The organism is Blautia massiliensis (ex Liu et al. 2021) (assembly GCF_052064225.1).
Lineage (GTDB): Bacteria > Bacillota > Clostridia > Lachnospirales > Lachnospiraceae > Blautia_A > Blautia_A fusiformis.
On sequence record NZ_JBQHWA010000007.1, the window covers coordinates 42,846 to 63,327 of the forward strand.

14 protein-coding genes are annotated in these 20,482 nt (G+C 47.0%); 3 read left to right on the forward strand and 11 right to left on the reverse strand.

Annotation, left to right across the window (positions count from 1 at the left end; genetic code table 11):
- The first annotated feature begins 145 nt into the window (after positions 1-145).
- Positions 146-1,393 (forward strand): D-alanyl-D-alanine carboxypeptidase family protein, encoded by a 1,248-nt coding sequence (locus ACTNDQ_RS04050; RefSeq protein ID WP_279200874.1) that lies wholly within the window; start codon positions 146-148, stop codon positions 1,391-1,393.
- A gap of 109 nt (positions 1,394-1,502) precedes the next feature.
- Here the strand turns inward: ACTNDQ_RS04050 and ACTNDQ_RS04055 are convergent, their stop codons facing one another.
- The 11 genes from ACTNDQ_RS04055 to ACTNDQ_RS04105 form a co-directional block, all read right to left on the reverse strand.
- Positions 1,503-2,942, reverse strand: coding sequence for an ArnT family glycosyltransferase (locus tag ACTNDQ_RS04055; protein ID WP_441063831.1), 1,440 nt, complete (start codon positions 2,940-2,942; stop codon positions 1,503-1,505).
- A gap of 11 nt (positions 2,943-2,953) precedes the next feature.
- Positions 2,954-5,401 (reverse strand): glycosyltransferase family 2 protein, encoded by a 2,448-nt coding sequence (locus tag ACTNDQ_RS04060; protein ID WP_288787219.1) that lies wholly within the window; start codon positions 5,399-5,401, stop codon positions 2,954-2,956.
- Positions 5,377-10,998, reverse strand: a complete 5,622-nt coding sequence (locus ACTNDQ_RS04065) for a glycosyltransferase (RefSeq protein ID WP_441063833.1) — start codon at positions 10,996-10,998, stop codon at positions 5,377-5,379. The genes ACTNDQ_RS04060 and ACTNDQ_RS04065 overlap by 25 nt, the downstream gene beginning before the upstream one ends.
- 14 nt (positions 10,999-11,012) lie before the next feature.
- Positions 11,013-12,335: an ABC transporter ATP-binding protein gene (locus tag ACTNDQ_RS04070; protein ID WP_021651905.1), complete on the reverse strand. Its 1,323-nt coding sequence runs from the start codon at positions 12,333-12,335 to the stop codon at positions 11,013-11,015.
- A 132-nt stretch (positions 12,336-12,467) separates the two neighbouring features.
- A complete protein-coding gene (locus ACTNDQ_RS04075) occupies positions 12,468-13,274 on the reverse strand; it encodes an ABC transporter permease (protein WP_015527413.1) in 807 nt (268 codons plus the stop codon).
- Positions 13,275-13,285: 11 nt separating this feature from the next.
- Positions 13,286-13,843, reverse strand: a complete 558-nt coding sequence (gene rfbC, locus ACTNDQ_RS04080; RefSeq protein WP_015527414.1) for a dTDP-4-dehydrorhamnose 3,5-epimerase — start codon at positions 13,841-13,843, stop codon at positions 13,286-13,288.
- A 27-nt stretch (positions 13,844-13,870) separates the two neighbouring features.
- On the reverse strand, positions 13,871-15,187 hold the full coding sequence (locus ACTNDQ_RS04085; protein WP_278795896.1) for a D-alanyl-D-alanine carboxypeptidase family protein: 1,317 nt from the start codon (positions 15,185-15,187) through the stop codon (positions 13,871-13,873).
- Positions 15,188-15,205: 18 nt separating this feature from the next.
- Positions 15,206-16,336 (reverse strand): dTDP-4-amino-4,6-dideoxygalactose transaminase, encoded by a 1,131-nt coding sequence (rffA, locus tag ACTNDQ_RS04090; RefSeq protein ID WP_021651902.1) that lies wholly within the window; start codon positions 16,334-16,336, stop codon positions 15,206-15,208.
- Between the two features lie 88 nt (positions 16,337-16,424).
- Positions 16,425-17,717, reverse strand: coding sequence for an ATP-grasp domain-containing protein (locus ACTNDQ_RS04095; protein ID WP_441063837.1), 1,293 nt, complete (start codon positions 17,715-17,717; stop codon positions 16,425-16,427).
- Positions 17,714-18,685 carry a hypothetical protein gene (locus ACTNDQ_RS04100; RefSeq protein ID WP_441063839.1) on the reverse strand — a complete coding sequence of 324 codons (972 nt, stop codon included), beginning with the start codon at positions 18,683-18,685 and terminating at the stop codon, positions 17,714-17,716. The genes ACTNDQ_RS04095 and ACTNDQ_RS04100 overlap by 4 nt, the downstream gene beginning before the upstream one ends.
- Entirely contained in the window at positions 18,685-19,617 is a 933-nt protein-coding gene (locus ACTNDQ_RS04105; RefSeq protein ID WP_015527419.1) for a glycosyltransferase family 2 protein, read from the reverse strand. Before ACTNDQ_RS04105 ends, ACTNDQ_RS04100 begins: the two co-directional genes overlap by 1 nt.
- A 168-nt stretch (positions 19,618-19,785) precedes the next feature.
- Between ACTNDQ_RS04105 and ACTNDQ_RS04110 the strand changes: the two genes are divergently transcribed.
- The gene (locus ACTNDQ_RS04110) at positions 19,786-20,136 is read left to right on the forward strand and encodes an EamA family transporter (protein WP_015527420.1); all 351 of its coding nucleotides are present in this window, start codon (positions 19,786-19,788) and stop codon (positions 20,134-20,136) included.
- Positions 20,129-20,467, forward strand: coding sequence for an EamA family transporter (locus ACTNDQ_RS04115; RefSeq protein ID WP_015527421.1), 339 nt, complete (start codon positions 20,129-20,131; stop codon positions 20,465-20,467). The genes ACTNDQ_RS04110 and ACTNDQ_RS04115 overlap by 8 nt, the downstream gene beginning before the upstream one ends.
- Positions 20,468-20,482: the final 15 nt, after the last annotated feature.

The window sequence follows — 20,482 nt, forward strand, 5'->3', positions numbered from 1 at the left end:
TCACTCTGTTCTCAGTAACAGTTTGATGAACATATTTTACCATTCCATCATTTTTTTTGCAAGGAAGAGAGGAAATGTGTTATACTGAGCTTACGTATGTATTGCTTACATAAGAATTATTTTTTATACAGGAGTACCATTTATCATGAAAAAATCAAGAATAACCACAGCGCTTCTGGCTATTGGGATCTCCGCTTCCATGGTGTTCCAGACTCCAGTTTTCGCCACAGAAGAAACCGCTGTTGCTGTATCCTCCGGTGTTACCACCAATGGGATCAGCGGATGGCCTCAGGGGCCTGAGATCACTTCCGCATCTGCCGTGATCATGGAAGATACTTCCGATACGATCCTCTATGCCAAGGATATGGACACCACGCTTTCTCCGGCCGGCGCAGTTAAGATCATGACCTGTCTTCTGGCACTGGAGAACAGCCAGCTTGACGATCAGGTTACCATGACAGAAACCGGTGTATCCGGTGTTACAGATGGAGGCGCTCATATTTCCTCACAGCTCGGAGAGGTATTTACCATGGAGCAGTGCCTTTACGCTCTGATGTTGGCCTCTGCCAATGACATTGCTCTCCAGGTCGCAGAACAGATCGGCGGATCTGTGGATGCCTTTGTCCAGAAAATGAACGACCGTGCCAAGGAGCTAGGATGTACCAATACGGTATTCACCAATCCTACCGGTCTCCCGGATGACAACCAGCATACCACAGCACATGATCTGGCTCTGATCATGCAGGCGGCCATCCGTAATGACAGCTTCCGCACCATCTCCGGAGCCACCTCCTATACGATCCCGGCTACCAATGTTTCCGGCGGTACCCGTAACCTGACAAGCTCTTTTACCATGACAGATCCTGCATCCGCTTCCTATTATGAAGGATGTATCGGCGGTCGTGAAAGTACCACCACTGCTTCCGGAAGCGTTCTTGTCACAGCTGCACAGCGAAACGGTACTACTCTGATCGCAGTAGTCATGAACGGAGCGACCGGTCAGACAGCCAACGAAGCGATCTCACTTCTGGATTACGGTTTTTCCAATTTCCAGCTTCTGAATCTCAGCGAGGATGATTTTCACATCCTGTCCGGCGGCACTGTAATGGTTCCATCCGGTGCGACCGCAGACGACCTGACTACGGAAGATACGGAATCTGATGGTCAGATCTTACGCACCTATTTCTTTGGCGGAACTCAGGTGGGAACTGCAGTTGTCGAGGATTCCTCCCAGGAAAGCGCTTCCGATGTACTGGAAAATGATGAAAACATGGATTCTGCAAAAGCTTATTCTGAATCCAGATCCCAGATCCCGTATTTTGCCATTGGCGGTGTGGGCATCCTGCTCCTTATCCTTCTGCTGTGGCGCATGATCCGGATCATCCGTTCCTGATCTTGGTTCCCAGGCAAATATATTTCAGAATTAAAAAATCCCTCCTATGTACCGGTCATATCCGGATACATAGAAGGGATTTTTTTCTGCCATCTCACCCATCGGGGTGTCAGCCATAAAACGGAACTACCAGGAAGATATAGCATAAAAACGGAGAAGCAGCCAGAAGTGCTGTCAGGACCCGGTATATCCACATCCTGATATTTTCTTTTTTTACAAAACGCTCAAGCAGACGATTCCAGCCGGCTGTCACAAAATACATGGCCGGATACAGTGCCGGCATGATATAACGTCCCTGTGCCTGGTTGTCACTATAATATACATAATACATAAACAGACCCACAGGGATCAGGATCAGAAGGATCAGCAGCAGATGAAAGATCCCTTTTCTGTCCCATTTATCGTACACGGTTATTGTTTTTATCTTCATCTTTTCACTTCCTGCTGCTTTTCGTTCTTTTACTACAGTACGTTTCTTCGGATAAAACATTCCCAGCATGGTCAAAATACCAATCCCACCCATTCCAAAGAACAGGAAATATGCCTTGCTCACATTATAAGGCATATAGATCTGCATCAGACCAAAGGTTCCGATAAAGCTTACCAGTACTGTCAGCAGCCAGTTATGCTTCCAGCCCGGGTCCTGATACAGAAGGATATCCTTCCATGACCAGTTCAGCTTCTCCGGTGTAGGGTATCTGGACGGCCTGTAATCAACAGCCGCATATTTTTCCGCACACTGTGCACAGGCTTTTCTTCCGATAAGATCTCCGTCATAGAGAACGGCATTTCGTATAAACCACCAGCCGCATAAGGCAAGGGTTACTGCCGCGATCACGATCCCTCTCCGGAACAGAAATGCAACTCTCTGTTTTACCGGCTCTTCCCTGCACAGAAGGACTGTCAGGCAGAAAAACAGAAAGCTGCATAAGATCCATCCGTAGGCATTATAGTAGGACAGTGCACAGACCGCCATTCCAACAGCCAGAAGGATCGAATTTCTGAAGCTCCAGTCTCCCGCTTCCAGATAACAGGACCAGGAATACAGGATCATCGCCATGGATAAAAGTGCCAGGGAATCCGTATTTACATAAGTTCCCAGAAACAATGCCTGCGGCATAAAGCCTGCCAGTGCGGCAAACAGCCATCTTCCTTCTTTCGGAAAAAGCTTTCCGGATGCTTTCACCACAAAATATACTGCTCCGGTCACAAAGAGCACATCTGCCATTCTCGCCGCATGGAGTAATCCGTCTGCAGAAGCATGGAACAGACCTGCGATCCCCATAAATACAGCAGATACCATATAGGAAAGGATCGGATAATAGGCATAGGAAATCCCCCATGTCGCATCACGGATGGTTGGCTCATCTCCAAGAGGCAGCTTTCCCGGATGCTCATGAAGATACTGTGCCACCATGTAGCGCATTTTTTCATCAGGGCCTGCCCCCAGGGGCTGCATGAACGCCCATGCAGTCAGGAGCAGAAATGCTGCCAGGACAAGAACCCCTGCCTGAACTCTCTCATCCTTCCAGATTTTTTTCTTTTCCAAAATATAACCTCCTATATCCGCTTCAGAGAAAAATCCTGGCTCTCCAGTGTAAGGTTCGGATTATAGTAAGGATCTCCGTCACGGAGGATCTCCGGCCAGTGCTTCTCAAAGGAAGCGATCTCGCGGTTAAATCTTGCCACCTTCTCCGGTGTATCCTCAAGACCTCTGGATTTGGATTCATAGTGATAAAGCTCCGCATAAGGATTGTATACAACCAGATATCCGGCTTTTCCCAGACGAAGGCAAAAATCTATGTCATTAAAGGCAACCTGGAATTCCTCACTTAATCCGTGAACCTTATCAAAGGCCTCACGCTTCACCATCATGCAGGCTGCGGTTACAGCGCTGTAATCCTGGGCACAGATGATCCTGTGGCAGTATCCGGTAGCGTCTCTCTTCTGCTGCACAAAGCAGTGTCCCGCAATGCCGCCGAAGCCAACGACTACTCCTGCATGCTGCACGGTATCATCCTCATAATAGAGCCGCGCTCCTACAGCTCCCACATCCGGTCTCATACAGTATCCCAGAAGCTGCTCCAGACAGTCCGGGCTGATGATCTCCGTATCATTGTTGAGAAGAAGCAGATAGTCACCCTTAGCATGAGCAGCTCCGAAATTATTGATGGCAGAATAGTTGAAAATACCATCCCAGTACACCACATGGGCTTTCGGATTGGATGCTTCCAGCTCTTTATAGTAGGCAAAGGTCTCATCCTCCGTACTGTTGTTCTCCACGATCACATACTCATAATTGCGGTAAGTTGCCTTTTCTTCGATGGAATCAATACATCTCTTCAGATCATCAATGTGATCCTTGTTTGGGATGATGATGGAGATCAGCGGTTTTTCCTCCCAGAGGAATTTTGTACGGTAAAGTCCAAGATATTCACCCTTTTCGATTTCCACCGGAACTCCGAGCCTGTCATAATGAGCCTTGATGGCACGTGCTCCTGCATCAAAGGCATACATCTTGCTTTCCGGATTCTCTGCTGTGGAATCCTCATGGCATCTCCAGTGATAAAGGATCCTGGGGATATGATGGATCTGCTCTCTTCCCGCAGCTTCCACACAGCGGAACACAAAATCATAATCCTGTGCACCGTCAAATTCCTTTTTCAGCATTCCGATCTGATCCACGATCTCTTTTTTTACGACAAAAAGATGACAGATGTAGTTTACTGTACACAAAAGATCAATATTGAAGTCCGGTTTGAAATGCGGCTGAAAGAATTTGTGCCCGTCCATGGACATCTTATCTTCATCGGAATACAGAACCTTAAGCTCCGGATCCTCATTCAGCGCTTTCACACACCGGAACAAGGCGTCCGGCGTCAGCTCATCATCATGATCTGCAAACACGATAAAATCTCCTGTTGCCGCTTTCATGGCCGCATTGGTATTCTCTGCGATCTGAAGTGCCTGGTCGTTGCGGATCACACGGATCCTGTCATCACTTTTTTCCAGCCTGTTCAGATAATCGGTAAGAGGAGAATCTGCTCCGCTTCCGTCGGAAAGACAGAGTTCCCAGTTCCCGTAGGTCTGGGCTTCTATGGAATCTACCAGCTGCTGGAGATATTTTTCCGGTGTTTTGTAAAGCGGGATCACAATACTGAATTTTGGATTCCTGGAAAATTTCGTTTTTCTTTCTTCTGCAAGCTCTGCCTTGTCCGGCAGATGCTTCACGATCCATTTGGAATAATCCACCGGACGGTTTTTACGGTCCAGCACCTTTCCAAATACCTTTCCGGTAAGGGCTGCTGCCCCGTGAAGCTTCATGTAACGGCTTCCCTTACGGAAATATACCGCAGCTTTCTCCGCAAGGCGCTTCTGTGGCTGCAGATGTACCAGACGAAGCGTCCGCACATTGCCTGCCTCAAATACAATGTAGAATTCCCTCACACTGTCATAATGGAATTCAAAGAAAAAACCGCTCTTCTCATCGATTTCTGTTTCCTGGTACTGATTCTGTACATCCACACGTTTCAGTCTGGTGATCTCGCAGGGGATTTCCTTCCGGCTGCGATCCTCCAGGCGTATGGTCAGGGGGCTGTTAAAGGCTGCCCAGCCACGGACACGGCAGATCTTTTCCCCGGCTTCCACCTCGATGCTCTCAATAAAGTACTGCGGTTTTCCCTGTTTCCTGTAAAGCTGTGCTGCCGAAACAGAAAACCACCGGACACGTTTTTCACCTTTTACCGCATAAACAACAAGCTTCTTTTTGCCCTCCAGATCCGGCAGGCAGATTTCCATCTGCACACGTTCTCCGTTTACCAGATCCAGATCCTTAAAGCGCTCCAGGGCGCTGACACGCTCCTGGGCACTGATGGCTGCCGGAAGCTTTTCCCCGTCAAGAACGGCTTCCGGCTTATGATCCTTCGGCCAGATTCCCTGAAGGTGATACAGGGAACTGTCCTTCAGGTCAAACCTGTCCTTTTCTACTTCGTATAGCTCTCGCTGCATAACAATTCCTCCATTGCATCCTTTCCGGTATTTACTGTAAGGTAATGTTCCATAACCTTCTGATGTGCAGCCTCACCCATGGCTTTTCTGGCCTTCTCATCAGTAACCAGAGCTTCCAGGGCATTGACCCACTCTTCTTTTGTGGTGCACATCCAGCCATCTTTTCCGTTTTCGACCACGTATTCCATCTCACAGTTACGGCTCATGACACTCGGAACCTTTACAAGGGCAGCCTCTGTCCACTTATTCTCGGATTTACACCAGTGGAACAGGCTGTTCTCCAGTGGCATCAGATTGATATCAAGTCCTGCGATCACGGCAGGCAGCTGTCTCCAGTCCATAAACGGAAGCTTCTCAATGCGGTTCTGCACCGGCTCCATTCCGGATTCATCCAGCACACCCACCAGCTTCAGATAAACCTCCGGGTGGCGCTCCATCACCTCCAGAAGTGCTGCCTCCACCTGGGCAAAATCCTGATCATGAGTTTTGGAACCACTTAAATATCCGATATAGATCCGGTCTTTAGCCTTGTCTGTCTGCTCCACAGCCTCGTGAGACAGGATCTCCATCTCCATACTCATACAGTTGCGGTTGATCACCACCGGTTTTTCCGGAAATTCTTCCCGGATCTCTCCTGCCAGTGTCTCCGTGGATGTAAAATATCCGTCGCAGAATCCCATACATCCGCGGATACGGTCTGTAGTTGTGCGGAAGTCACTGTACTCGCTTCCCTTCAGGAAATGCAGCCCGGAAATTTTTTCGTAATTAAATACCAGGTCATCCACATCATAGTAAACAGGGATTCCGGCTGCTTTCGCCCGGTTGGCAAGCATTTCTGCTTCCATCAGCTTGCTGCAGCGGTACATCACGATCGCTGTATATTCCTCGATCTTTTCCTGCTCTGCCTGATCTATCTGGATAAACTTCGATGCATAGCCTTTAAGGATCAGCTGCTCCCGGAAATGCTCCACACGATATCTGGAGGCAAAGGAAATCTCCTCTCCTACGAAAAGAAGCCTGCGTTTTTCCACAGGAAGTTCATTTTCGCCGAGAGTTTTCCACAGGAAAATCATCTCTTCCACAATATTCTCCGGCTGCTCATCTTTCAGGACAAGGCCCTTGGCATAGCGTTTCACACGTTCTACAGGTGCACCTACCGGAAGTACCGCTACCGGAAATCCCATGGAAATGATCTCCGAGGTTGTGTAGGAGAAGGTCTCCGGCCATACGGACGGGATCAGGAACATATCAATATCCTGCTCCAGGGTAAGTCTTGGGATCTCCTCTCTTGAATATCTTCCGGTCTGGGAAAATACCGGACTTTCGATCTCTTCATCGGAAGTACCGATCAGTCTCAGACGGATATTCAGTTCATTCTCTTCGATATATCCTGCAAGCGCCTTCACAACCTCCAGGCCTTTTTTGTAGCAGAGTACGCCGATAAGACCAATGTTAAAGGTCTCTGTGGTTTTTTTATTTTTTTTCACTGCCGGAAGGTAATGGGGTGCATGCGGGATTACATGGAGATTGTATACATCCGGATAAGCACGCTTGAACAGCCTTGCCGTATCATCGGAAAATGCACGGATCTCATCACAGTTTGACAGAAATTCCCGGAATTTTGTACGCCAGAGCGTTCCGGTTCCGTATTCTGTGCAGGCATTGCTGCGGTTATCCGGAATACATTTATCGCAGACCTCACAGGATGGAACACCACAGTATTTTCCTTCTGCATCGATCAGATTCACTGCCGGACAAAGGGCAAAGAAATCATGAAGAAGCATAAGGAGCTTCGCACCCTGCTCTCTCTTAAGACGCAGGATACGTTCCAGGGTTCCGTAAAGATTCTGATAGGTCACAAGCTCGTTGATCCAGATCTCATCCACACGCATCAGCTCACCAAGGGCAGTTTCCAGATCATTTGCAAAAAATTCCATCTCATACTGCTTATACTGATACGTAAAGTAAAAACGATTGCTTACGATATTATAGCGGATGGTCACAAAACGGTATCCTTCCCGCAGAGCCAGACGTCTTTTCTCCACAAGATAAGCCGTTGCACCGCCGCCAAGATCATGGTCAAAGGCCACAATGGTAGGCACATCCAGCTTCCTGTTGAGAAGCTTCATTTCCACGTAGAGTCTTACTGGACGAAGCGGGTCTCTTCTGCAGTAATCCGCAGTATCCTTGTTGTAATCCGGATGCTTGCGGAGCAGCGCCTCACTGTGCTCTTTCAGAAGTCTCTGCTTTTCCTCAGACGGGAAGCTTCCACCATGCTTGTGATATACAAACAGGTTATCCACATGCACGTTCTCATAGCCTGCAGCTATGGCACGCTGGCACCAGTCATTCTCCTCACCGTAGCCTTTTCCGAAATTCTCCTCATCCAGAAGGCCAACCTCCTGGATCGCTTTCAGGTTCATACCCATGCAGAAGCCCACACCGGTAGGCATAGCCGGATACTGCGGACGGAGCATGCGGAATTCATCATCGATCTCCCACAGCGGCATTCCCTCAAACAGTTTGTTATCCCGGCAGAAATCCGGGAAGCTGCAGATGGTTCCGCAGGTGGTAAACGGTGTAGTGGTTGCAATATTTTCCTTTGCAAAGATCGGAAGCATCAGGCGCTCCAGCCACTCTTCCGGAACCTCCACATCTGTATTTACAAGAGCCACATGATTTTCCGCCATCTTTAATCCACGGTTTACAGACGGAAGAAAGCCCATATTGGTCTCATTATTCAGAAGTACCACATTGTCATGCTCTGCGGCATATTTTTCCAGATAGTTTCCTACCTCAGGATCCGGGCTCTTGTCATTTACGAGGATCAGACGATATGGAACCTTTGTCTTTTCAATTCCGGAAAACAGGGCATCAAAATACTCCAGTCCGTTGTAAACCGGCACGATCACATCCACCTTCTGCTGATAGACTGCCTGTGGATATGCCTTTCTCGCACTGCATACATGACGCTGTTTGAAATGACGGAGATTTCCGATACTCTTCGGATCTTCGATCGCATATACCAGAAGCTCTTTCTGATCCCTGGTTCCCGGGATCTTTCCGATAAGGAATCTTCCGGTATCCGCTGCGGTTCCGTATTCCAGGAAAACAGAAGTCTCTGCCGGCGCAAGAACCGTTGCCTGGAAAGAAAACCCGGCACTTTCCGCATTCGGATTTCCAATGGCATTGGCCACATCCGTACGGTAGATCGTAGTACAGGAAGCCTCCTGAAGCTTCTGTGTTCCCTGATAAAATGCGATCCTTGGCTGTCCCATAGACGCAAACGTCGGATCAAAGGCCCAGCCAATGGCATTTAAGGTGCCATTCTCATAATGGAAGAAATCAACACTGCCCATACAGGTAGGAGTTGTCTCCACTCCCATCACTGCTGCCGGCTCTGTATGATAACGAAGAATCTTTTTGACCAGTTTCTTTACCTGCGCTTTTTTGCCTGGATGACGAAGGGCCTCTTCCTGCGCAGCCTGCTTTGCGGCACGTTCAGCCTCTTTTCTGACACGCTCCTGTTCTCTTCGTACTTCACGCTCTTTTTCAAAGGCCAGAAGCTTTTCCACATCCGGAAGCTCAAGGCAGTCAAGTTTTCCCTCTATTACGATCCTGTCCACATTTTCCGGGTGTGTAACATCGATAAGATAAAAGCCATCGGTGGTAAAAAACGCAGTGGTACTGTTATCCACCTTCATATGGACACCCTGAGGCACAAGCTCCGCACTGCATCCGCAATCCAGACGCTCTATCCTCACTTTCAGGAAATGACCGTTTGCAGGATTCCAGCGGAGATTTCGTATTCCTTTGATACCGGAAAGCGCAAACTCTACCCGGAAACGGTTTCCGGAAAGTTTTCCCTCTGCATAAAGTGTATGCTCTTCACAGAATCCCTCACCAAGATCATAGTACATCTTGCTGTGCATCTGATGCTTTTCTCTTTCTCTGTTCACCAGCTCTGTTACGGAAACCGGCACTTTTTTCTGTTCAAACGGGATCAGAGAACCACAGCCCACATACTCATAGACGAAATGCATGGTCCAATCCATAAATATCTCATAGTCTGTATAGCTGATGTCAAACTCCGCCATCATCTCATCCTCATGACATAACCGCGGCAGCTCAGAAACATGTGTATACAGTTCATGGATCAGGCGCCACATGATAAAATTCACAGGCACAGGGAAATCAAACATCCACTCATAATCTATGATCTGATTTTCCTTTTCTCCCATAAAGATGTTGCTGCAGATCAGGTCCACATTGGCCGGGCAGACACATTCGTAATCCTCTCTTCCCGGATGATCACCAAATACCTCACGGAACTCTCCGGTCCTGTAATCCACAGTCTGACGAGCCCCGAAAAATTCCTGATAGAATTTTTTAAGAAGGGCCTTGATCTCTTCAAGATCTTCTTTATGGGCAAGCTCTGCGATTTCCTGGTGAAGAGTTTTTCCAGTAAGGAGCGGATAAGAGATCTTTCCGTTTTCTGCCCTGCAGGGAAGATTCTTGTATTTATCGGATCCGGTACTCTCTGTTCCGGTTTTTTCCAGTTTTTCCACAAATTCCTCAGCCTGGGGCACCATAGCCTCTTTTTCCGCACGGACCTCTCCGTTCTCCCGGACGATCCTGGTCAGAAGACGGAACTTTTCTTTTCGCTCCTGGTTCAGCTTCACATAAAGGATTTCCTCCGGGTCCTGATTCTCGGTACGTCCTGCCTCCACAAGAAAAGAATTCACAAAGCTGTCCAGGATCTTCTCTTTTTCGAAGGCCCTTACGCCTTCACTTTCTGCAAAAAGATCTGCTGTCTTATCTGTGTATACAGGATAGCTTCTTCCGTAGGAATTGGTATAAAGGCTCTCATCTGTAAAAATCTCTGTCGGAAATTTATAATCCGGATACGGGTAGTAAAAGCGCAGAAAAGGAAAGCCGCTGTTTTCCAGCAGCTCTCCCAGTTCATTCTTGGAAAAGGTGCGCACAGACTGATTTCCCGGATATCCATTGATCCCGAAAAAGTGAAGATCTGTGTGATCCTCCGGTGCTCCGGCAAAGTACTTCAATCCCAGTCTGTTCTCAATGGCGATCAGAAGTCTTCCCTCCGGCTTCAGATAAGCGCCCATACGCTGAAGAAATGTCTCGTAAGGAGTTTTTCCCTCGGTAAAGCTCATGGCATACTCCAGCACACCGTTTACTACCACATAGTCGAATTTTTCCGGAAAAGTCATGTCATTCAGGTTTCCAACCATGATCGTCAGATTTTCCTTATCCCTGTTTCTCGCATAATTGATATCTGCCCGACGTTTGGAAAGCTCCACGGAAGTCACATGACCGGCCTTGCGGCAAAGCATTCCGGTAATGGCTCCGCATCCGGCTCCGATCTCAAGAACGGAATCCGCCTTTTTCAGAGGATACCAGCTTAAGATATTCTCCCGCAGCCCTGAAAAATGGTAGACCATTGGAAAACTCACCTCTTCCTCCGGCAGGTCTTCAAAAGATTTGCCTTCCTGTGCCATTTTCAGAAGTGTTTCCTCGATATCCCCATCGGAATAATGATCCTTCGCCGTATAATAATCTAAATTCAACTCCGCCATAGTCGTTCCTCCACTTATTTCACAGATACTTTGGAAAACAGATCAAAATATCCCACTGCTTTCTTATCTGTGATCACGGTCAGGTTACACACATCGTAAAGACGATGAAATACGGTAAAATCGCCGTCTTTATATCCGGTGCAGCCCAGACACAGCATATATTCCCCTGCCTCCAGAGGCATCACCTGTTTGAAGGTGATCTCACGGACATCGCCTGCCTTCTGCGGTTTCAGAGGCGTATGTTCATACATGGTATTGGTTCCTGTGATCTCGGTGCCTTTCAGATCTTTCAGGGTAAATGCAAAGATCGGATCGCTGACATCTGCCTGGAACTTCACTTTCATCTGAACGGAAAATTCCTTGCCTTTTTCGATCACATTGGTGATCATACCTGTATCATCCCGGATGGCAAAATCCACGATCTCGCCAAGCTTACTGCCGTATTCCAGGACCTTGGGATTCAGGTTCAGGCTGTCCTTCATAGCTTTACCGCTTCCGGTATGTGCTTTCAGTGAAACGTCTGCTCCGGCTGCCTGGTTCTCCGTCGTCTGTCCCTCTTCTGCATCGTCTGTGTTTTCTTCCAGATCTGCATCGTCATACTGATTGACCAGCACACGACGGTAAAGATTGACCATCTCCTTGGCACCACCCTCTGCAAGCTTCTCACCTTTGTTTAGAAGCACAACACGGTCACAGTATTTTCCGATGCTGCTCAGGTCATGGCTTACAAACAGAATGGTCTTTCCCATTTCCTTGAACTCTTCGAATTTTCGGTAACATTTTGCCTGAAAAAATACGTCACCTACGGAAAGAGCCTCATCAACGATCAGGATCTCCGGATCGATATTGATAGCTACCGCAAAAGCCAGACGCACGAACATACCACTGGAATATGTTTTTACCGGCTGATAGATAAAATCACCGATATCTGCAAAATCCAGAATAGACTGCAGCTTGGCATCGATCTCTTCCCTGGAAAAACCGATCATGCTTCCGTTGAGATATACATTTTCAAGTCCGGAATATTCTCCGTTAAATCCGGCTCCCAGCTCCAGAAGCGCTGAGATCCTTCCGTTTACGGCTATTTCCCCGGCCGTGGGCGAAAGTACGCCGGTGATGATCTTCAGGATCGTGGATTTACCGGAACCATTTGTTCCGATAATTCCCACTGTTTCTCCCTTATGCACCTGAAAGGATACATGGTTGAGCGCATAATGCTCTTTATATTTCTTTTTTCTGGATAATCCCAGGGACTCCTTAAGACGATCCATAGGATTATCGTAAAGCTTGTACATCTTACTGACATCATTTACTGAAATCGCAATATCTTCTGCCATTTTCAACCTCACTTTTGTGTAAATCGTTCACTCTCACAATCTGCCGCCGTTCTGCTTTTTATCCTTACAGAGCAAATCCCCCATGGGAACTGTCCGGTCCGGATCAGGCGGATATCCGCCATCCGCATTCAATTAAAGCACATCTGCAAAATGCGGCTTCAGACGTTTGAATATCACAGATCCCAGTCCGAAAAGCAGGATCGTAACTACCCAGAAATAGATCGTCCATGAAGCATGGTTCCAGATCCCGATATGACCAAGCATGGAATCACGGTAGCCCGTAACTACATAGTACATCGGATTCAGCTTAAACAGCTTGATCAGCCATGGATGTGAAGAAAGCATATTGATATCCCACATGATCGGTGTAAGCCATACCCCCACCTGAAGAAAAATACTGATGATCTGGGTCAGATCACGGAAAAAAATGACGATCGCACTTGTAGCATACACAAGTCCCAGTACAAAAAGGAAGGTGCAGACAGAGTAATAAATGATCTGCAGTGTATAAAGGCTTGGTGTATATCCGTAGCATGCACATAAGATCAGTGCAAAGGCCACAAAGAAAACATGCACGAAAAGTGCGGAAATGATCTTTACGATGGGAAGGATGCTGATCTTGAATACAACCTTCTTCACAAGATAATTGTATTCGATCAGGGCATTGGTTCCACCGTTTAATGCATCCTGGAAGAAAAACCACGGCACGATACCGGATACCAGATAGAGTACAAAAGGGTAATCCGATACCGTTCCGGCCTTCAGTCCTACGGAAAATACAAACCAGTAAACCAGGATCGTTACGATAGGCTGGATAAATGCCCAGACAATACCAAGATAGGATCCTGCATATTTTGTTTTGAAATCATTTTTTGCAAGGCTTAAAACCAGCTTTCGATTCTGGTACAGCTCCGCCGGCAAAGCTAATATTTTCTTCATTCTGCAATTCCTTATCGATTCTTATATTCCTCGAAGCTTCCCCACTTCTGGTCCTTGTCGGAGAAAATAAGCTCCATGCCTTCCGGGATCGGCCACTCAACGTTAATGTCCTTGTCATTCCAGATCAGTCCGCCCTCATCGTTTGGATGATAGAAATCAGAGCACTTGTAAGTGAACTCTGCATTCTCGGAAAGTACCAGGAAGCCATGAGCAAATCCCTTCGGAATAAAGAACTGTTTCTTGTTTTCTGCGGAAAGGACTACACCATACCATTTTCCAAAGGTCTTGGAGCCTTCACGAAGGTCAACCGCAACATCAAACACTTCTCCGTTTACCACACGTACCAGTTTATCCTGGGGATAGCTGATCTGGAAATGAAGTCCGCGGAGAACACCGTAACGGGAGCTGGACTGATTGTCCTGAACGAATTCCACATCAATGCCTGCTTCCTTGAAATCGTTATAATTGTATGTTTCCATAAAATATCCTCTGGAATCACCAAATACAGTTGGCTCGATCACTTTCAGTCCTTCAATATCTCCGCACTGTGTTACTTTTATTTTTCCCATTTTTTCTTTCTCCTTTTCTGTTTTGATTTATTTGTGATGTTTCTTTTCTTTTATTCTGAGAGCCGCAAGAAGGGCGACCAGGATCAGGATCATCGCTGCCATGATCATAAGAAGTATCTTACGCAGGGCAGGAATGCTCTTTTTTTCGCTGGAGTCCTCTCCGGCTGTACTCTTCTCTGTTGTTTTGCTGTTATCTTCCTCTGCTGATTCTGTGGAAGCTTCCGCTTCGGAGCTGTCCGCTTCCTGGCTGTCCTCTGCCGCCGCGGTCGGTTCCGGTACCGGTGTATCAGTTGCCTGTGCAACACTTGCGGTACCGATCAGATAATCTCCGAAATAGTAACCGGTTTCTGTTTTCCCATTGGTATTCTCTGACTTCTCGGTAAGGGAATTCAGCTCCACCCCTTTTGGAAGGAATACATAGCCGCCATTTACTTCTGTTTTTGTGAAATTCTCAAATGCGTAATTGAACATAGCTGTACTGTCCATACAGGAATTGGAAAGCTCTGTTCCACGCATGGTCACTGCAATATATGTGGTATTATCTCTGGTCACTCCTGTGACAAGTGTATGCCCTGCCGCAACGGTAGTTCCGGTTTTTCCACCAATGCAGCCTTCATAGTAAAATCCACTTTCCGGTGCAAACATAGGATGATGGGTATGCAGGATCCTCTGCTGGCTGTTCATATTTGTAGGCTGGATGATATAGTCCGGTGTGCCCACGACCGTACGGAATGTTTCATTTTTCAGGCCTTCTCGGAAGATCAGCGCCATATCCCGTGCTGAAGAATAATGATTATCATCCGGAAGTCCGCTGGAATTTGCAAAATGTGTATTGGTACATCCGATCTCACTGGCGCGCTGGTTCATCATATCGATAAATGCCTGCTCTGTCCCGCCGATATGCTCTGCGATCTGTGCCGCAACGTCATTGGCAGACTGGATGATCAGAGCATGAAGACAATCCTCCATAGTCAGGACTTCGCCCACCTTTGTGCCGATATTACTGGAATCTGCCGTAACATTACGCACCCCGGTCTCTGTAAAGGTCACCTTCTCATCCATGGTGGAGTTCTCCACTGCCACCAGCAAGGTCATGATCTTGGTAATGCTGGCCGGATATCTCTGTTCATCTCCGCCCTTGTTATAAAGAACAACTCCTGTGTCTGCATCCATCAGGATACCGGTATCTGAGGTAATATCCGGTCCTGCCGGCCATCCCTGGATCTGGTTGGTGCTGATATCATATTTCGCATTCAGATCCACTGCAGCCATGGTCTGTAACGGCAGCATCAGCGCCACACCGACTGCTGCGAAAACTGCCAGTAATTTTTTTATTTTTTTCATAGCTCTCCCCTTCTTCTGTTAAAACCCGTCAAAGGAAGCAATCGCATCCACAACTCTCTTCGCATCCTCCATATCCAGATTATAGAACATAGGCAGTCGCATAAGACGCTCGCTTTCTTTTGTAGTATAAACATCTTCTCCGGAAAATCTTCCGAATTTTTTTCCTGCCGGTGCGGAATGAAGGGGTACATAATGGAACACACTGCAGATATCCTTTTCGCGGAGATATTTCAGAAGCCTTGTGCGTACCTGGATATCATGTACCTTAATGTAGTACATATGTGCATTATGTGTGCATTCTTCCGGTACATAAGGCTGCTGGATCTTTCCTTCCTCCGCCAGAAATCTAAGGTTCTCATTGTAAAAATCATAGATCTGCATCCGCTTATCGCTGATCTTCTTATGCTGTTCCAGCTGGGCATAAAGATATGCCGCATTCAATTCGCTCGGAAGATAGGATGATCCATAATCCATCCAGCGGTATTTATCTACCTGACCACGGAAAAACTTACTGCGGTCCGTTCCTTTTTCTCTCAGGATCTCTGCCTTCTCCAGGTACTGCTCCCCGTTGAACAGGATCGCACCGCCCTCTCCCATGGTATAGTTCTTAGTTTCATGGAAGCTGTAGCAGCCAAAATCTCCAATGGTACCAAGGGCTTTTCCCTTATAGTAGGCATCCACACCCTGGGCCGCGTCTTCCACTACCTTCAGATCATGTCTTCCGGCAATCTCCATGATCGTGTCCATCTCGCAGGCTACTCCTGCATAATGGACCGGAACGATCGCGCGGGTCTTATCTGTGATTGCCTGTTCGATCAGCTTCTCATCAATATTCATGGTATCCGGCCGGATATCCACAAATACGATCCTTGCACCGCGAAGCACAAAGGCATCTGCCGTTGATACAAAAGTATAAGACGGCATGATCACCTCATCGCCAGGCTGGATATCTGCCAGAAAAGCAGCCATCTCCAGTGCATGGGTACAGGAGGTTGTCAGCATCACATGACCCACATGAAAGCGCTCTTCCATCCATGCAGAACATTTCTTCGTGTAGATCCCGTCGCCGCAGAGCATTCCCCGTTCTACTGCGTCACGGATGTACTCAAATTCCTTACCTGTAAACGCAGGTCTGTTAAAATCAATCATGTATTTCCTCTTTATTTCTTATTCTTCATGGTTTTTCTACATTAACTGCACATTTCATTTTCTCACACTCATGTTGTAAATTCAATGCCTATTTTTCTGCCGATGCATAATCCGGGATCTGATTATGGTATGCCACCTCCTGGCCGTTGGGATCCAGAATATGCATTTCCTCATAAAATGCTTCTGTGAGAAGATCCATTTCCTTACGATTCTCTGTTTTTACATAATATAATGCCAGATACGGATTAGGACCATGCTCAATGACCTTCTCTCCTTCCTGATAAAAGATCCAGGGCTTTTCCACCTGTTCTTTCTCTCCCAGCCGGACTGCCGCAGACTGATCTCCGATGGTAAGAAGCCTTCCCTGAAAATAAATGACAGCTCCACAGCACTGTGGTTTATGAACATCGTGTTCTGCAAGCATTTTTTTCAGCTTATCCGGATCATAGAGAGATGCAAGAAGAAGCTCTTCCATATTAAATCCATAGACCATATCGGTCAATTCATGCTCATATCCGAAAAATCGTGCGGCGATCTCGCAGACCTGGATACCTTCTCCCGGCTTCCAGAAAAACTGCATGGAAAGGGATCCGTCTTTCTGACCGGTTCTGTCCGCATATGCCTGAAGAAGTTCTGTGGCAGGCTTTTCAACTTTTGACAATAATCTGGAAGGATACACATTTCTTGTGCTGATGGGAATCTCACCTTTGGCAACAAATGTCTTTTCACGGTCTGCAATACTGATCACATGGACTTTTCCATGCCGCACCCAGGTCATCATATTGAATTCATAGCCATCGTTATATTCTTCCACCAAAATCTCCGGCATATCAGAAAATCCTGCTGTTTTTTCTGCCCCGTTTATCAGCTCCTCCAGATCTTCGGATATATAGATCCCGCGGGAGCCGTATTTATCCAGTGGCTTGCTGACCACCGGATAACGAAGTCCCTCAAGCAGCTCTTGCAGCTGAGTTCTTTTGGACCTGTCTTTAAAATATGCGATCGGGATTTTTCGAAAGCCCGGAGTGGGAAGTCCCAGTTCAGTAAGCAGTGCTCTGGTCGCTGATTTATCACGATACCAGGGAAGCTGCTCCGGTTTCAGATAACAGGGGATTCCTGCCCGGTCCGCGATCTTTACCATACATTCCAGAAGAAGGTCGGAAAAGGATGTGATGATCCCATCGATCTCTTTTTCCCGGCAGAGACAGGCGATCCGTTCCGTATCTGTTACCGGGATCTGAAATGCCTCATCTGCAAATTTTCTTGCCGGACCATCCGGATATCCGTCGCAGACAATGGTGTAGTATCCTTTTTCGCGGGCCTTCTGCACCAGCTGCTCAAATTCTCCCAACGTTCCCAGTATCAGCAATCTGTGTTTCATGATTCCGTTTCCTCCCATTCTCTTATGGAATCCGCGATATACTGCATTTCTTCTGCCCCGTATCTCTGGTCACAGGGAAGCGGCAACACATTGGCAGCCCAGTCATATTCCATGGTATCCCTGCCAAATCCTTCCAGGATATTGCGCCAGTTTGTCGGTACAAAAATCTTCCGGCCTGCCAGCCAGCGTCGAAGCTCTAATCCGTTCTTATGATAATACGGATAGGCAAACGGTCCCTCCGGCACCTCCCCTATAAAAGCATTCCTTGAAGGAAGAAGCTGCGACAGCAGACGGTAGTTCTGTTCTCTTCTTGCTTTGATACTGGAATAATCCATAGTCCTGAGGAGGTTTCCGGTCAGACGGGACATTCGGCGGATCTCCATCTCATGATAATTTGCTGCATTATCCAGCATTTTCTGATAGAAGGTTCCGGCATCATATTCATAACGTCCCAGAATATGCTCCATTCTTCCCATGGAATGGTCCAGAGGCTTCTTTTCCGGTTCCAGTTCCGCATCGGTAGACAGATATGCTCCGTCACTGACTCCGAGAAATTTTCTGCAGGAGTACAGAGTGTCCACACCCGGCAGCGGCTTCTGAAAAAACGCATGCGTATGATCCACAATGATATTTCCATAGATTTTTTTATATTTCCGGATCTTATCATCGGTAAGCTGGCCATAATAATTTACCAGATACAGATATTCTCCTTCCGGAAGAGTTCTCTCCTCAAGAACCGGATGCAACCCTTCATCCATATGATAAAATTCGATTTCTGCCCCGGACCTCTCACAGGCACCGGTTACGGAATCACAGAGAAAAAATGGCAGGTAGATCTTTTTGCACCTGCGTGCTTCCATCAGCCACAAAAGCGCTGTTCTTCCGAGATTCACGCCGCAGAGATCCGGATAGTATTCCTGTCCCGCCGGTTCTTCCAGTTCCAGATAGCCGCCGATCTCTTTTTTCATCAGTCTGTCTCCTCCTGACGGATCACATAATGCGGCATCTTTTTGGCCTCATTGAGAATATTCATGAGATAAATACCGATGATCCCGATCGAAAGCAATGTCAGTCCGAAAAATGCCAGCATCACAAGCATCAGAGATGTCCAGCCTTCCACTGAGATCCCGCACAGAAAATATCTCACCAGATAATAGATTCCCAGTAAAAAGCTTACCAGAAAACTGGCAATGCCGATGTTTCGCACCATAAGCAACGGAAATGCCGTATGGGCAGTAATATCATAGATGAGATCCTTAACAAGGCGGCGAAAAGAATATCCGCTCTTTCCATATGCACGTGCTGCATGCTGCACCGGAACATTGATGATACGGTTGGAGCTTAAAACCAGAAGATTTCCAATCTGCGGAAGATATGTATTGGTCTTCAGCATGGCTTCCACCAGAAAACGGCGAATCAGTCGATAACTGGTGATCTGAAGGTTCGGATCCTTGCCGAGCATTTTGGAAGTTGCCCATACAGACAGCTTTGTGCCCAGCTTCCGGATCAGATTATGCTTACGTCCTTCATAGCTTGCAATGATCACATCCACATCGTCACGTTCCTTCATTACATTGATCATTTTGGGGAGCTCCTCAGGCTGATGCTGAAGGTCATCATCCATAGTTACGATGAACTCTCCCTTTGCGTGGGCAAATCCGCACAGAAGCGCAGGATGCTGTCCAAAATTCCTTGCCATCTGGATGATCTTGACACGGGGATCTTTTTCCCGGAGTTCTTGCATAACCGCAAAAGACCGGTCCCTGGACCCGTCATCTACAAGGATCAGTTCAAATTCTTCTTTTATCGTTTCACGGAATACTTTTTCCAGACGGGTGTACAGTTCCTGCAGCGTATGTTCTGAATTGTATACAGGAACAACCACTGAATATAAACACATATCGTTTTTCCTCTCTTTTGTATCAATTGACACTTATCGTTTAATCTTATCATTTTCATTTCCTGTTGTAAACCGTTACATTGTTCAAACATTTTCTTGCATAAACCTACCGGATGATATATATTGATTATCAGTCTATGATAATCGCATTTATGATATGGAGGAAACATGACAAAAATCAAAGATTATATTCAGCTTCATCTGAATATCCTGCTGTTTTCTCTTACCAGCGTTTTTTCCAAGCTTGCATCGGTTTATTATAATAAAGAAGGGCTTCATAGTCCTCTTCTCTATGTATTTCTTTTTCTTATGATCGCAAACTGTGGGATCTACGCCATTGCATGGCAGCAGGTGATCAAAAAATTTTCCCTTTCCACGGCCTACGCCAACAAAAGCGTCTATCTTCTGTGGTCCCAGGTATGGGCTGTGATCATTTTTCACGAAAATCTTTCGCTTCAGAACATCATCGGCATCCTGATCGTTCTGATCGGAGTCTGGATGGTGCAAAGATATGAATAGAACATTTATGCTGATCATGCTGGCCGGAACCTTTTTTTCGGCAATTTCCCAGGTACTTCTGAAGCAGAGTGCCAATATGGAATACAAAAATCCCCTCCGGGAATATCTGAACTGGCGGGTGATCCTGGCCTATGGTATCTTTTTTGGAGTGCTGCTCCTGAATACCTGGTGCTACACCAAAGTGGATATGAAATTCGGACCGGTGATCGATACTGCCGCCTATGTTTTTGTCCTGCTGTTTTCCTGGCGGATCCTGAAAGAAAAGATTTCCCGCGGAAAGATCATCGGAAATCTGATCATCATCCTGGGAATCCTTGTTTATACCTTATGATCATAAAAATGCCGG